Here is a 16,354-nt window from a genome sequence, read left to right as displayed (position 1 = left end):
TCTTAAGAGGTATCCTAAGTACACCATGCATTCTTTGACTTCCTAATGGATTTAGGCTCAACATATCTTAGCGCCCGGTATCTATTTGCCTTCGCGGTTGGGTGTTACACGAACTCGGCATTAAGACAACGAGTCTGAAGAAATTTGGTAATCCGCTGCAAGAAGGCTCCTTTGCGCTGAGGCTTTATCTTTCTTGGATCAGTAGATGTTGAATTGATGATGCCGACGGTACCTCCTAATCTGTTTATTAGCTTTCAGTACTTTGATTTATCTTATTGGCGATCATCCGCGACTAGGAACTAAAATCGACAGTGCTTCTTTATATTTAACCCAATCTCATCATTTAAGAGGTTAAATCTTCAAATTGTTAGACCATTCCTAACGTGAGACGCTCTCATTTCTTAAATCAGTGAGGCTGTTGCGGAGTCAACGAGACTATGTTCTTCAGAAGTAATTGCCTTATTTTTAGAGACGATACTGCTCTCTTGTGCAGATTCTGCCAGCAGCATTGGCTTGTTGGAAGCGCTGGCTTTATCCAAAATCTTTTGTGTCACGCTTAAGCCCTGTATAATGGTTTGTGGTCCATGATTTATATTGTCATTGGATGTAGCTTCTTGTTGATTGTGATCAGGTGATTGAGGCTTAGCGACACTTTTAACTACCCCGTAAGTAAAAAAAGCTCCGCCCACAAGACCGGCGGCAATTCCCGCACCTAAGGCAATTAAACTTCCACCAAGGGCTTGTGTGACTATAGGAATAGGAATTAATGCAAGAACAACGCCCACTCCTACCAATAGTGCTCCAAAGGCCACCGGCAGCCATGCTTTATTTCCTCGTGGAGTAGTCATATTTGCTTGGAGCTTCTCGCTCTCAATTTTTGTTTCTTGGGCTACATTTGACGAGCTTGTTTGTGCCACAACTTCAACTGTTTGCTCTTGACTTATTTTTTTAAAGTCGCTCTCGGTTAATGAAACGTATTCATACTGCTCCAGAATGGAATTTAATATAACTGACGAGAGAGTGCTTTCGAATTCATTATGAAATTCTTGTTTAACCTTCTCCTTAATTTTATCTAAGATGGAGTCAGGGATGCCCCAGTCATTACTGCCTGGTGTCTTTAGCTTAGCGATGTCATTTAATAACTCATTTTTATTAGATGAAGCTCTTGCATAGGCAGTCGCATGCTCTCGTACTAGTGCTTTCAATTTATTTCCTGCGGTTTCTTTGGTTATATACGCGATAAAAACATCATCATGAAAGCCTCCATTGAGCGTATCAACTAATTTGTTGATAGTACCCCCTATACAAATAGGCTGGTCCATTTCGCCGTTGTCTCTTCCTGACTCGTCAAGGTTATCCCCACGCTGAATTTCATATAGGCGCCTAAGAAAACATTCTTTAGCATCGTGTTGATTAACTTGAGATGCCCCTGTATTGTCATTCATGCCCTCCCAAACCAATGCTAAAATTCGTTTTAGGGATGTATTGGTGCTTTTTTCTTCCACATGAAAAATATATTCCATCCGCGCAATGAAGCGTTTTGCCGCTTTACGCTCTATATCGGTACTATTAGGAAAATTTTGAACGGTAATTTCTTTGGCGAAACCCATTACCGCTTTAATATTTTTATCAACATTAATTCGACTGTAGCGCGCCTTTAGTTTTTCAATCGAATCCGCCACTGTTTTATGAACACTATGTGTATGAGTACTTTGGGAGTCATTTACAGAAACAGGCGCTATAGCAATTGCGGATTTTACAGGCACCATAACGCCTTTGTTGATAGGTACTGTAAAGGGCTGGGGATAGTCATAAGACATATTATTCCATGCAGCTTTAAACCCTACTATTCTTATCTCGTCATAGCTTGCGGGTTCGTACTTGATAACGACTCTTGGAGAATTACGGCGCATTTCCCAATTTTTTATTGCTAAGAAAACGTCCTTTTCTTTCGCCCACTCTCCGCCGCGGTGCGAAAAATATCCGGCTTTAATACATCGTGCAAGAAAATTTACATCACTGGGTGTTCCAGGTACATTGACATCATCCAGGTCAATGTTTACAAAAGTATACTTTGGCATAGCTGGAACCTCCTGAAGATTTAGCGAGAAATACAAGGACAATTCTAGTATGACAAAACCATTTGCAATAATATTGTACAATAGCGACAAATATTATTCATCTCTGACGCGATAGGGCAAATTGACCGGAAGCACATAAATCTTGCAATATTGAAAGAAAATAATACCCATTCAACGGTCTAGGATCTCAGCAACATTGATCAATTAATGATAATAATAAATCGAAGTATTGTGGAAATGCGTCAATACATGATTTGTACTCACATTTTCTTTCAACGTATACACTGATTTATTACAAAAAATGTGCATTCTCTATTTATTTTCAGCCATTTTTAGGAGGAATGAATTCAGTCATAAAGAAATGAGCGTTTTATATGTCAAATAACAGGAGCAGCTTCTGATTTATATTTACTTTCCAGGTAGCCGCGAACCACTCACTTCATATAATATCATTGCAAAATGACGACCTTTGAAACAATAATTACTCAATCCAATTTTTGGCCTCAGAATATACCTTTTCCGACTGAATAATCTTCAGCGGGAAATCCAGATGATAGTTTTTTAGCCAACTCATTCAATTGAGCAATGACCATTTGTCTATTCACCTGGTTAAAACTACGCAGCACCTCGTCCTTTAATGTAGCTCCATCCTTGCTGGCAAATAAGGCAACTAACGCATTTACCTTTTGTGAAAGCGAATAGGTCTTATCGAGAAGTGACTCATAATAGCCAGCGCGACTCTGACCTCTTTCACCATGAAATCGAGGGCTAAAAAATCCATTATGAAAAAGTTGAATTCTTGAAGTACTGTACTCTTCTTTATAATTCTTAATTCCTCTTAATGCCCTTTCAATCACGAGATCAATATTCTCCGTGCTAATTTCCAAAATGGAAAGACAATACTCTTCCGATTTTTGCAAATAGGCCGCAGTCATTTTTTCATAATTTGCACCAGGATTTGGGACATACTGGCTATCGTCATAACCTGAATAAATTATTCGCCCAGCTTTCTTCAATCGTCCCTGATCAATAATATACTGGCGATGAGGGACTACTAGATTAGGAATAATATCGTTAATCATTACTTCGGGAGTCACAAGTTTAGCTATTGGCATAAATTCCGGTTTAAACTCTTCCCGAGTTCTAATAACCTCAAGTGTATCCCCCATATTGACAAGTTGTCTCATAAAATCAGCGTTTAGAATATTTTTATATTTCTCTTTGAATGATTCTTCCTCATCCTTAAAGCGTATTGTATCAGAGATAAATTCCGCTAATTCTTTGCTTATGCGCCACTTTTTGATTAAAAATTTGCGACAGGCTTCTGCGCTTTGCCGATCCCAAAGATCAATGCCATCACCTTCTCTTGCAGAGTCGTGGAAAAAAACTGCCAGATTAATTAATTCACGAAGTTGGACTGTATTTATCTTAAAATAATCAGCAATATTTGCGACGGATTTATCAAAATCAAGCACATGTTGAGCATATTTTTCATAAATTTTATCCTGTAACTCCATTGCAGAGATGGCATGTAAAAAACCATGAGATGAGCGAATTCGCAAAACATGGTTTTGGGGTGTTCGTAATTCTGTGAGTGGAGTACTTATAGGGATCTGAACAGAATTGAGATTAATCACCTTCATAGGTTTGGAATAATAATGATAATTTGCATAAGCAATTGCTTTTATTAAAGCTGGAGATGGCATAGAACCCTCTTTCAATAGGCAGGATATTATTTTCAACAGAGTCCTGCACGTTTCATAAAGTTATAAATGTCTAAAGAAGACTTCATACTCAACCGTATGTGATAGTATTTGGTTACATTAATAGATTATTATGCATCAATTAAGGAGTTTTATTGTAAAAATGCGCCATCTTGTCGCTATAAGTACAAAATGGTTAAATAGTAATTTCGAGGCTTCTAGATAAATATTCGCAAGAACTTAATTTTGAAAGAAATTGAATTCATTTCTGCATCAAATGCTAATTTTCATATCGAATAGATTGATACCATGAACTAATAAATTCTTGCACGTAATCCAAATGGATAAGAAATTGTCAGTATCAGATAAAGGAATCTCATATATCATGCTAATGTAGATACAAATGTTAATCAAAGGCCATCGGACTTTGATTCCTGCTTCTAATCATATGCTTAAAATTAGGCCGCAACGGATATAACATTACACACTGTCTTATAAAGAAATTCAAACCTTCGAGACAATGAGCGCCTATTGTTAACTGTCATAAATTCGTGAGAACTCCATACTGTAATGCTGGGCACCATTCTTTGATAATAAACAGGCTTTTATCTAAAAATGAATGATCATGGATTTAAATCAATATGCAAAATCATAACGGAGCTATCGTCTACACTCTAAGTTAGCCGATATCTATTACCAACTGGGCTAAGGTGCAAAACATTGGTGGTTCTATCCTTCATGTCCAAAATTGGCGCATTTTTACAATCCCAAGAAAGTATCGATATGTAAAATTGATAATCACATTTTACATAAAAACAGCATCAATTACTTCACTCCTTTTTACAAGCACACGAAAGTTTTTATAGGGGAAGTAGAAGCAAATTATGGTCGCTGTGCTCATAAAGAATATCACTATGTTTAAAATTGCAAAAGCGTTTATTAATGACGATGCGTTTATTGATGCAGCTGTTCATATCGGTCAAAAAGTATATAAGGAACCTTATACATATTTTGGCGGTAATCCATTAGGAGTTAATTTCACTTATACCTGTAGTGATGGCTCAGTGATAAATAGACCTAACCATAATATGGCCAATATTCTGCGTTCCCTCCATTATTTAGGCCCAATTCTTGAGTATTTCACATATAATGGTAATGACGAAACCCAGAATTTGCTTAGAGAAATCGACGAGAATGAAATTAAAAAAATTCTTTTTATGCAACTATTTTATACATCAGGTAGAAATTGTGAAGGAGGGCTAAATAACCCTATCGTTGCTGATAAATCAAGAGCAGAAGCGGCGGCTAATTTTAAAGTTTATTTCCAAGATAAGGTTGATAAATCGCCTTTTAATGATACAAATGAAGTTGAGCAGTATGCTCATGTGCTTAATGGAATTTACGATTCCAGCAAAAAAGATGCAGCCCTACGCTTAATCTTATCGTCTTGTCAGGAAATAGATTTATTACGTTGTTATCCTCATGAACGATTTCAGACAAATTGTATAAATAAGCTTAATAAAAACTCCAAGGTCCCCAATAATCGCGACTTACAAAAATTGTTGCTCTATGTACAACGCTGCATTATTGCGACCGGAGATATGTTACGTACGCAATACCAAACTCAAAATATACTTGGTGTTCATGAGGAAACCAGTTTTTATTTTCAATTAAAAAGAAAAGCACAACATCTCATTCATGCAGGAAGCAAATATTTTGTTTTTGCCAGTAAAGGTCGTGAGGATGGATTGTTTAAAGCGGCAAGTCAGGTAGATAAAAACGGAATAGTGGGCACCTGCAAAACGCTACAGGAGGTTGTTGAACCCATCTATTTTCATGCTAAAAAGCCAAATACGCAACAAGAAGATATTTTAGCTCTTATTAACTCAGGCAACGCTATGGCTCGGACATTTAATGCTTCTCCTTCTGACATATCTGCTCGCTTTGAAACCGAACAACTAACTAATTCAACCTATGTTCGACCGTTGAGAAACAATAAATTTTGTAAACCACACAATATAAGAGTTGATTTAAAAACTGGTAAGGTAAGAGAATATCCTGAGCATGAATACCAACCCATAAACGAACAAAAAGCCATTAGTATTCCTGAAAATTTGACACCTCCCGAAACAGTATCTCGACAAGAGGATAGAGGTAAGGCTAAAAATACAATATTTCAAAAGAAATGCTCTTACAGTCTAATTCCTCAAACAGGTGTTTTCCCTGTCTTCACAGGACGATTTCAAGATAAATTGATGAGCGAATTTATCTCTGTAGGGTTTCTCCATGATTCTAAAAAAATGCATCTTCACGGCCAGAAGTATATTTGGTCTGCAGATACAAGAACCTCTGGAATTGATGGTTATTTTTGGTTAGCAAAAGAAAAAGATAAAAAACCAATCTCTAATTTTCCAGGTTTACAAGCAATACGTGATGAAAGTTATTGTCAAAGTTTAGAAGAATTAAAAAATATAATTAATGATCCAGAAAATAAAGATGATTTTTATAGTGAAATTCTTGCATCTGGTTCGATTGACTCATTAAAAGCAATATATGGAACTAAAAATGATGCGAAGCATTTGTTAGCTGCGATATATGTTCAATGCCTATTGCGTAATGATTATAATGTTGAGAGACAAATCATTATTATGGATGGTGTAAACAAACCGAGAGTCTGTAGTAATAATGAATTGCAACAGATAGTTAATGAAGCTCAAGAAAGACAGACTAGAATATGGTATCGATTTTTAAACTTCTTTCGTACGTCGACAGAGAAGAAACTACTCAGTGCAATTAAGGTGGCTAGTGATAATAACCCTTTTGGCTTTTTAAATATAGCAAATACTGATTCGGTAGTGACCAAAGATACATCTGATTCTGAGCATAATAACTCAATACCAGAAGGAGAACTAAAGAATAACGCCCTTTCTGCCAAAGAAAATCAGCAGTATGTTTTTTCTAAAAACACTAATACCACTTCTGATTATTCAACATCAAATATTTATCGGTTTAGATCCAGTGAAGCATCGTCAACAAATAAGGAAGAAGAGATTGGTGAGCAGCAGATGAGGATAACACCTTAATTCTACTCCAACTTTTGCCATTTGCGGTTTGAGGAATAAGAAGAGAGGTTCTAATGTAGCATCTGTAACGTCATCAAACCCTTCTATACTCCAATTATCTTCTTGGTAAAAGAAGGAGTTGCAGCTAACCGAGTGACGACCACCCCAGATAACTAAATCCTGTGATTCGGTAATATCAATAGATTGTAGGTTTTATTGCCTGGAACAAGTTGCACGTCGGCATATTCTCATTTACATCCATCCGTCAAGTTGATTGTGGGTATTATCTGATAATCATTGAGGCTCATCTTAATCTCCTTTTTTAAGATTACCTTCTATAAGTTTAGACGATTAACTTAAGTCAATGATTTTTAATTGATTGTCTGGGTCTTTCAGAAAAGTATTGATACATTTGTCCTTTATGATCCAAACTGAAATAATAAATGGATTAAGTCGTGCCCTATTGCTGAATTCTATAAATTTAAACACGAGAGATAAGGTGATGCGTCATCTTTTATGGCAAATAAAAAACAAGATTTTATCCTTATTGGCTTTGAGAACGGTTGGCGCGCGCGCCTTAGTCATTAAAGAAGAGAAGGTTCTTTTAGTCAAACATAGTTATATTACTGGCTGGTATACAATTGGTGGAGGGGTCAAAAGAGGGGAGACCCCAATACAGGCTATACAAAGGGAACTTTTTGAAGAAGTTGGCATTAGATGCCTAACGGAACCTCAATTATTTAATGTTTATCATAACTCCAGAGAAAAGCGGGATGATTATATTGTCTTCTATCTTATCGAAAATTTTGCCAAAGAAATCGTCGCTTCTCGTGAAATTTCAGATGAAAGATGGTTTGATTTACAAAATCTGCCAGAGGACATTTCACCTGCAACTCAGCGACGCATTGAGGAGTATCAAGGGAGTCGTTGCATTGATGAGCGTTGGTGAACTTTCTGGCTCAATGGAGAGTAGCCATTTTAATAAGGAACCCAACCTTTCTCTTGTTCTATACTTGCAGGCAAATTATTATCCAATTTTGATGCGGTAGCAGCGCTAATAAAGTCTTTCCCTGCTTTGCAATAGTATTTCAATGAAGCAAAAGACGCATCATTTTCAGACTTCCAGTCTTTTTTTGTCGAATCGAGGCTTTCGTCACAAGGAGAGGTAAATTCACTTATTTCATGTTGATTGGTACCTTCTTTTTTTTCACTCAAAAAATTTTTTTCAATTAGGGAAGATATTTTGTCATCAAGAGGATTCCTAAATTGTATCTCTCTTTCACTAAGACTGTCTCTTAATGTAATTAAAAAATCCAGGTCTTCTGAGTCTTCAATGCTTTTCTTTATTAAAGTGTCTCTGTCAGGAAAGAACTCTGCAAAAGCATCATTAGCTAGCTTTTGATAGTAATCAAACTCCCAAAATACAGAAAATGCTGGTGTTAATGATAGTCTTTCACCCGGCTGCTCTGAAGATAAATTGCTATCCTCTTCAAATTGGGTAGGCAAGTTTTCTGATACGTTTGGAGTAAGCAAATTTTCTAATACCTCACTAATCTCTAATTTATTGTTATTGGGCTCTTCTTTTCTTGCTGCCCGCAATGTATTTATTTTTTCTTCTATCATGCAATAGAGTGCTTGTTTCATACGATTTTTAAAGGCATTGGAAAAATTTACTTTCCATGCTATTTGAACTTGTATGGCTTCCAGAAAGGTAGCATTGGAAATGTGACTGATACAATCGTTTACAATATGCGTATTGTCTGTCTTTATGGCAAACACTATAGCTCGTAGTAGAAAATATTGAGCATGTTCAAAGTCGGCTAACATAGCATCCTGCAACGCAGCGTTTTGAGACCACATCGTATTCAGAATGTCCTGAAAAGGAGTTTCCAAAGCAATCTCAAAGACTTCAGTAATAATATTGAGCGGAAGAAAACATTGTCTTTCTTCGACATTGACCGTGTTTCCACATAGTAATGCTTTGAAATTGGCATCCTGCCAGATTTCATTAAGCATTCGGGAGTCTCGCTGCAGCAGTGCTATTTTAAAAAGCTCAACTCGAAGAAAAATACTCAAATCGCCACTACAGTCAGTCATTAACATGGATGTCTTCCCTGATTTTGAATCCCTAATGAATCTTAATTTACGGGCCTCATAAAAATACGTAAATCGGGACGAGTATGCATGCGATATTGATAGACCGTGTAAAAAGCAATGATATTTTTTAAATAATTCCGTGTCTCGCGCCAGGGGAGTGTTTCTATCCAAATATCCATTTGTTTGGGGGGGTGATTTTTGAGCCAGTAATTCACTTGGTGTGGCCCAGCATTGTAGGCCGCAGCCATAAGAACAGGATGTTTGTCATAGCGGTTTGCCAAATGTTTTAGATAAGCAACACCAATATTAATATTTTTTTGAAATGAGAAAAGCTGGGCTTTGTCGGCATAAGCAATTTTCTCATTTTTAGCAATAACGTGGGCAGTAGCTGGCATCACTTGCATTAAACCACGCGCCCCTGCAGGTGAAACTACATTGTCACGAAAACCACTTTCCTGACGAATAATGGCGTAAATTAACTCTTGAGGAATACTATAGTTTTTGGAATATTCATTTACTGTAGCATGGTAGGCAAGAGGAAAACGTAAGATAAGTTGGTTATTTAAATCCTCAGTCGTATTACTTAAATAAACTGATTTGCCATGCCATTGCAAATCGGTGGCAATCCAATACGCAAGTGCACTTTTATCTTCTTTGGGAAGCTCAGTAACAAAATCATTTAAAAGTCTTGATGCTTGCACTTCCTGTTTAGTCTGATAAAGAGATTTGATATTATCCGTAAAGGGTTGATAGGGTTTTAAAATGGATAAATCCACCACCGGAGGCTCATTTTCAAAGTTCGGTGTTTTGTTTAAGCGCAAACTGGCTAGAAAACCATAATAATGTCTTGATTTGGCAACTTCTTGATATATTGCCATGGCTTGCTCTTTTTTACCCTGTGCTTCAAGAGCACGAGCTAACCAGTATTGCCAGCAAGGATTGTCTTTATCTTTAGAATGCTTCACTAATTGTTCAACTAAACTCCATTGTTGTCGTTTCAAGGCATAACGAATTTGCCAATCAAGAAGCACATCATTGTAATATTCAGGTTTCACTTTGGAAAACCAATACTGGGTATCCTCATGATTACGCATGGCTTTATAAAGCGCAACATGAGCAAGGAAAGCTTGTCGTTGTGCTTCATTTAACATTTGTTTGGTTTTAGGACTTTGCGATAATTTAATTGCCTGATCCATGTTCATCGCAACCATACGCTTTAAACCATAAAGATAAAATGAATCATGCAATTCTCCAGGTTGAAGCTGCGTAATTTTGGATGGGCTTTGATAAACACTTGCAAGAAGCTGTTCGTCTTTAAGGCGGGGTTCTTTGTACTGCTTTAGAAGATATTTGGCAAGGCCAATATTATGTTGATCCAGGGCTAAATTAATTCGTTGTGTAATAAGTCGCTCATCGAAATTTTCATTTTTTAATAATAATGCAAACAAATTATTACAGGCCGGAGGCTGGGAGTGTCCATTAAGCCATAGTGGTTTTGCTGCATTGAGAGCTGTTAATTGTTGTCCTTGCTGATAATCGGCAATTAGCGCGTAACACTGGAGACTGACGTCCTGAGAAGGTTTATAGTGTTTTGTGTAATTTACCCAATCCTTTTGTCTAGCCAGTTGATACAGCCATTTCTCGCGCAGCTTTTGCGCTAGAGGGGTGTCGCTATCAATAAAGGCAAAAAAATCCGGACCAGGATTTTGTGGCAGGTTCTGGCTCCATTGAGTATAGGCCATAAATCGATTTAAATAGTCTGTGCCTGATAAAGCATGCACAGAGGCAGCCAGGCCTATGCCCAGACAACATAATAATATTTTCTTCATAGCCCTCTTATCGGTTAGAATCGATAGATTAAACTGCGCCAAGTTTACTGCGCATAGTCGCAATTGTTTCCCTATAATTATTCGTAGAAAATATAGCAGAACCTGCGACAAATTGGGTAGCTCCTGCTTTCGCTAAATCTGCAATATTTTCGATGGTCACGCCACCATCGACAGCAATGGGCAATTGGGGAAATTGCTGTTTAATCCATTTTATCTTTTGCACCGCTTCAGGAATTAATTTTTGACCACCAAAACCGGGATTAACTGTCATCACCAGGACAAAATCAAGCCGATGCAAGGACCAGCTTAGACAGTCAGGAGCGGTTGCCGGATTTAATACCAAACCCGCTTCACAATTCTGTTGGCGAATCAATTCAAGGCTTCGATCCAGATGAATGGTCGCATCAGGATGAATACTAATACGAGAAGCACCTGCCTTGGCAAAATTAATAATTAACTCATCAACAGGGGTCGTCATTAGATGAACATCAAGAGGGATATGGGAAAAACGTTGATGCAATGCCTGGCAAACAGGAGGGCCAAAGGTTAAATTAGGCACATAATGATTATCCATGACGTCAAAGTGAATGAGATCAGCACCTGCTTGCATGACAGAACTTACTTCCTCGCCAAGACGAGTCATATCGGCTGAAAGTAAAGACGGAGCGATTAGATAAGTCATTATCCACCTTTAGGATTAGGGTAAAATAAAGCAGATTAAGAATCTGCTTTATTTCCTGGCTAGTTAACCATTAAACCAATAATTAAAGTTAAAATTAAGCGTATGGAAGGTAAGTCTATCGTTACTATTTTGCAATTGCCTACTCGTGATGTAACGATAGTCCATGCCTACGGAAAAATAATCATCCATTTGATAATCGATACCTAGAATCGCTTGACCAATAGGCGTCGTATCACCAGCACTTACATCCAATACGGGGAAAAAGCCAAAGAGGCCTGTATTAGGATTAAGTTGATTAATGTTGATTATCCAGTCATTTTTGATATTGGCATAACCAATACCAACGCCTACGTAAGGCATCCAACTGACATCCTGGGCTTCATGATTATAAAATTCATAAAGGACATTAAAAAGTCCTCCCAGAAGTTGATCATGACCACTCATACTGTAGGGGTTTGTTATGGTTGTTACTGTCCCCGAACTTGTTTGTGTTGTGACTGTTTGCTGGTTTTTGCCAAAGGTTAAACCACCAATTGTTATATTTTTATAGGTGTTGTAATTCCACAGTATTTCACCTTCAAAGCGGAAGCCACAGTAACGATAACCAAACTGGCCGCCAATACCGCCGCCGAATTGATATTTAATTTCTCCATTTCCAGAGGTCGGAAAAGGTACATCATTAGTAGAGGATTCATTATATTTTTTGATGCTTGAGTTGAGCGTGTCCAACTGCGAAGAACTCAGGGTAAAATTAGTCGTAGGAACATAACTTGCTAGTCCAAATAATCCAAAATACCACCCATCTGGTGGAATGGTTGCAAAAGCTGCGCTACTTGAAGCAACTAATCCCGCAAAGGATAATTTTAAAAACTTATTCATCTACAGTCCTTATTTTATGACGCCAGAGAGCGTTAATTTTTCCTTCTATAGCCATAAGATCACGCATCGCTGTTAAACCAATAATTAAAATTCAAGTTAAGTGTATGGATAGTAAAGCGATCATTAAATCCACTGATTTCCTTTGTTGTTACATAACGATAATCGAGACCCATGGAGAAATTATCATTAAATAAATAGCTGACTCCAAGAATGGCTTGGCCAACCGGCGTAGAGGTATTTTCTTTAACATCAATGATGTTTGTTGTAGTTACTGTAGTAGTGGTGGTACTGCCGGTACTTGTGGTGGTGTAGGTGTTATAGTTAAGTTGTAATTTGTTTTGTAAATAACCATATCCAATACCAAGGCCTACATAAGGCATCCAACTAATATCATCCCAGTTTTGATCATAAAAATCATAGTAGATATTAAAAAGAGCAGCACCCAGGGTCGTATTGCCATCAATAGTAAGGTTTGAATAAGGGGCCACTAAAGCGGCATTAACATTGTTAGTTAATGTATACCCACCAAGCGATACGCTATCGTAGGAATTGTAGTTATACAGGAGTTCCCCCTCAAAGCGGAAGTTGCAATTGCGATAGCCTATTTGAGCGCCACCGCCACCACCAATCTTCGAATAATCGATTTGCCCGGCTGGGGTTAGCAAAGGAGAGTAACCAAGGGAGCTTAAATAGCTATTGATATTCAAATAAGTTGCCTGGGAGATTGAAAAGTCCAAGTTGGGTGCATAACTTAATTCACCCATTAGACCAGCATACCATCCTTCATCTGAAGGCATAGCAGAAAACGCAGTGCTACTTGCAGCGAGTAAACTTACCAGCCCCAATTTAACAGTATTTTTCATGGTGTGTCCTTACTTATAACTGGCGCCATCAAAGCGATAAACTACCCCGGCACTCGCTAAGTGAGCTTGAAATACTTTATTAAAATCATCAGCCCGTTCAGTACCAAGATAGCGATAGGCAAGATTAACAGCATAGTTTTCAGCGAAATTATAAGTAAAGCCAGCGGTCGCTTGATACGCAAAAACACCGTCATCCACTTTAAAGTGAGTTGTGAATGCTGGGCCTGACACTCCTATAGGACCTTTACCATTAAGTTCGGCAGTGACATAGCCATAGCCGAGACCGACTCCTACAAACGTTGCGATGCAGGGCACCATTTCCGGGAAGTCATAATACACATTGGCCATACCAAAAGTACCTGTGGTTTCGCCATCTACCCCCAATTGTCTTGCATGATTAATTTTAAATTTGCTAAGGTATGCCTGCAGATAAGTAAGTTCTGCCTCATAACGTAAGGGCATACTTTGGTAACCAATACGTCCACCAGCATTCCAGCCATTGTTATAGGAAGGATGGGCACGCAAAAAGGCATAAGTAGTATTCGTGAAATAGCCAGGTGGATAGTAAGTTGTATTACTGACGTTATCGGGCACATAGGTATAGCCACCAAAAACGCTAGCATACCAACCATCAATAGGTACTGCTGCCGATAACAGGCCAGAGGCTAGCATGGCCGCAGAAAAAAATGCAATTCTCATGTGATCCCTTTTTTTATTATTATTTAACAGCAATCCAATGTTAGCGATTTGACTTTATTTTGCAAGCAGCTTTTTGCTCCAGCAAGACAAAATTATACTTTCATTATCTAATGAAAAATAAGTCATTCCTGCGGAGAGAGGAATCTACCTTGCAAGTCACGATAGAATTTGTACAGAATGGATTCCCGCCTACGCGGGGATGACAAAAATATTGACAGATTTATCAGGTTACCACTTGATTCAAGTCGATACGCCTTGCCTAAAGCTGAACTGATTGTGCAGAAGAGATACTAATAAATTGAGCATTTGCAAATCATTTGTGGTTAAGAATAATCAAAAAAAATAGCGCTTTTACAGAATGTAGTTGTATTACCCGATCTCTGGAGGTTAAGATAATTCGATCATGGAATAAGGAGCAAAGGAAAATGCCAGATAAAATAATAGAAGATTTAAAAACATTTGCTGACAAGTTAGTGACCTGTATCGCTGCGGATACAGAAGAAGGACAAGAACAATTAATAAAGATTTTTAAGCAAGCTAAAAAAAAATATAATAATGAAGATTCGACAATATGGTCTTGGGTTTATAGTTTAAGCCGCAAACGTTCAGAAGATTTTGATCACACGATAGAAGCCTTAAGTGTTTTTCCCAAGCCCAAAGTTCGCCTACAAGAATTTTTAAAGTTCTTTAGCATGGGGAAGGGGAAATGGGAGTCTACCTCTGCTAATACGGAATTATTTTTACTCTTAATCAATTCCGTATCCGGATATGAAAAAGAAACGGATGGCTATTTACACTCCACCATAATCTCTCCTTTAAGAAAATTACTTGTAGAAAGAATACAGGAGCTTCTTAAGCAATATGAGATAAATGATAGACGAGCTGCCGAGCGAGAGAAAGAATTAGAGTTAATGCGCAAAGCGAAAGTCCAGGAACCTGAAACGACCCATTTGTTTAATGATGAAGAACAGGCAAAATTGTTCGCTATAAAAAATCCTGACCATCAGGTCTTATACTTAAATACAAGCCTGTCGGATTCTGGCGACATGAAGTGGGAATTAAAGTGGATTGATTTCACCGGGAAGGCGACTGTTTTAGGAATAAGTGATCACCTTGCTTCTCTGTTAAAGCTTGTAGGTGCAGAATTAAAAAGTTTATCCGCATTAAGTGCAGATGGCGGGACCCAAAAACTATTAGCAGAATTACTTAATAAATCTGCGTCTGCACGGGAAATTAGAACAGAAGTTAAAAAAATATTGAGGTTAGCGTTGGATAAAATTCCCTTATTAATTAATCCATCCTCCTCTCAATTAGATAATTCTCTATCCACGTTCGTATTTAATCAACATAATAAACCAATAGGACTTTACTGGTATAATTTAGGTAACTTTAATCCAATCCTCTTAAAAGATTATCCTGAGCTTGAAAAGTGGATGGGTAATACAAGTTTTTCTGATAGCAATGTAAATGAGGTAATGCGTCTTAAGGTTTATTTAAGAGATATCCATGTTCGTCGCAGCGTTGATGAGTCTAAACAAAATAAAATTCAAAGCTTATTAAAACAAACTCACGGTGTTGCTTTGATCGCCACAGATGATTTGGCTACAATACCCGCCTACAAACTAATAAAAGATACTTATCTATTAACGCGTGTTTCTAATAATAAATCGGAAGAAGAATCCACAGACTCGACAACGGGAGAATGGGTTTTATATCAGCGGCAACGAGGAGGAGTTAATGCTCGAGTTAACATAAAAACATGGGCAAACGCTGATGCTATGGAGGCTTTTGAAAAAATTCTCAAGACCAATGAGAACGTTTCTGCAGGAAATTTGAGTGTAGAGGCAAAGGAAAAATTACGAGAATGTATCAAACAGTCGACAGTGGTTACTCAAAAAGTTAGCTGTCAGGCAATTAACGAATTTTTCCCTAAGAAAGAAACTAATTTTCACAGATTTAAGCCTTGCTCTTTTATTATTACCAGAGAAATTAATAATGATGCGCCTTACTATCAGCTCTATTATATTGATATTGTACAAAAATGTATTAAGGTTGATATGCGAGAGTATCCTGAGAAAACGATGGCCTTGCTTTCAACTTGGGATTGCAAGCCAGAGGAATTAAATTTTTCACACTTAAGTGACTTGGCAAAAACGCTCGTTGATTTCAAACCGGCTGTGCGTATAAATATGGCGCAATTTTCTGCGCTGGAATCTGTATTAGGTAAGAAACGAGTTGAAAAAGTAAATAAAGAAATTTCTACAGCTAGTCAACCATCTGAGACGACTGAAAAGGAACAAAAGGAATCTGGAAAATTAGATATTAGTAAGTTTGCAATTGCAACCCTCTTTGGACATAAATCTTCAACAGTAAAAACTGAAGTAGAAGGAAAGGACATTCCTTCAGAAGAGGGGGCAACTGTGTTAGGTTTTAGTGATTAGTTTAAAAAGATCTCTAAT

At 37.6% G+C, this 16,354-nt stretch carries 11 protein-coding genes; 3 read left to right on the top strand and 8 right to left on the bottom strand.

Annotated features, from left to right (window positions below; translation table 11 throughout):
• Positions 1-401: 401 nt before the first annotated feature.
• Positions 402-2,081 (bottom strand): hypothetical protein, encoded by a 1,680-nt coding sequence (locus PXX05_RS08390; protein ID WP_275087777.1) that lies wholly within the window; start codon positions 2,079-2,081, stop codon positions 402-404.
• Positions 2,082-2,584: 503 nt separating this feature from the next.
• Positions 2,585-3,787, bottom strand: a complete 1,203-nt coding sequence (locus tag PXX05_RS08385) for a hypothetical protein (protein ID WP_275087776.1) — start codon at positions 3,785-3,787, stop codon at positions 2,585-2,587.
• 911 nt (positions 3,788-4,698) lie between these two features.
• Between PXX05_RS08385 and PXX05_RS08380 the strand changes: the two genes are divergently transcribed.
• Entirely contained in the window at positions 4,699-6,867 is a 2,169-nt protein-coding gene (locus tag PXX05_RS08380; protein WP_275087775.1) for a SidE phosphodiesterase domain-containing protein, read from the top strand.
• 481 nt (positions 6,868-7,348) lie between these two features.
• A complete protein-coding gene (locus tag PXX05_RS08375; protein WP_275090486.1) occupies positions 7,349-7,795 on the top strand; it encodes an NUDIX domain-containing protein in 447 nt (148 codons plus the stop codon).
• Positions 7,796-7,824: 29 nt separating this feature from the next.
• Here PXX05_RS08375 and PXX05_RS08370 read toward each other — a convergent pair whose 3' ends face one another.
• The 6 genes from PXX05_RS08370 to PXX05_RS08345 form a co-directional block, all read right to left on the bottom strand.
• Positions 7,825-8,949 (bottom strand): hypothetical protein, encoded by a 1,125-nt coding sequence (locus tag PXX05_RS08370; protein WP_275087774.1) that lies wholly within the window; start codon positions 8,947-8,949, stop codon positions 7,825-7,827.
• Between the two features lie 35 nt (positions 8,950-8,984).
• Entirely contained in the window at positions 8,985-10,772 is a 1,788-nt protein-coding gene (locus tag PXX05_RS08365) for a transglycosylase SLT domain-containing protein (RefSeq protein WP_275087773.1), read from the bottom strand.
• A 28-nt stretch (positions 10,773-10,800) separates the two neighbouring features.
• On the bottom strand, positions 10,801-11,454 hold the full coding sequence (rpe, locus tag PXX05_RS08360) for a ribulose-phosphate 3-epimerase (RefSeq protein ID WP_275087772.1): 654 nt from the start codon (positions 11,452-11,454) through the stop codon (positions 10,801-10,803).
• A 63-nt stretch (positions 11,455-11,517) separates the two neighbouring features.
• Entirely contained in the window at positions 11,518-12,333 is an 816-nt protein-coding gene (locus tag PXX05_RS08355) for an outer membrane protein (protein ID WP_275087771.1), read from the bottom strand.
• 59 nt (positions 12,334-12,392) lie between these two features.
• Entirely contained in the window at positions 12,393-13,196 is an 804-nt protein-coding gene (locus PXX05_RS08350) for an outer membrane protein (protein WP_275087770.1), read from the bottom strand.
• Between the two features lie 9 nt (positions 13,197-13,205).
• Positions 13,206-13,895, bottom strand: coding sequence for an outer membrane protein (locus tag PXX05_RS08345; protein WP_275087769.1), 690 nt, complete (start codon positions 13,893-13,895; stop codon positions 13,206-13,208).
• 425 nt (positions 13,896-14,320) lie between these two features.
• Between PXX05_RS08345 and PXX05_RS08340 the strand changes: the two genes are divergently transcribed.
• Positions 14,321-16,336 (top strand): hypothetical protein, encoded by a 2,016-nt coding sequence (locus PXX05_RS08340; protein ID WP_275087768.1) that lies wholly within the window; start codon positions 14,321-14,323, stop codon positions 16,334-16,336.
• Positions 16,337-16,354 lie beyond the last annotated feature (18 nt).

It is taken from the genome of Legionella cardiaca, assembly GCF_029026145.1.
Lineage (GTDB): Bacteria > Pseudomonadota > Gammaproteobacteria > Legionellales > Legionellaceae > Tatlockia > Tatlockia cardiaca.
Note: the sequence above shows the minus strand (reverse complement) of the source record. Positions and strands in the feature narration are given on the sequence as shown.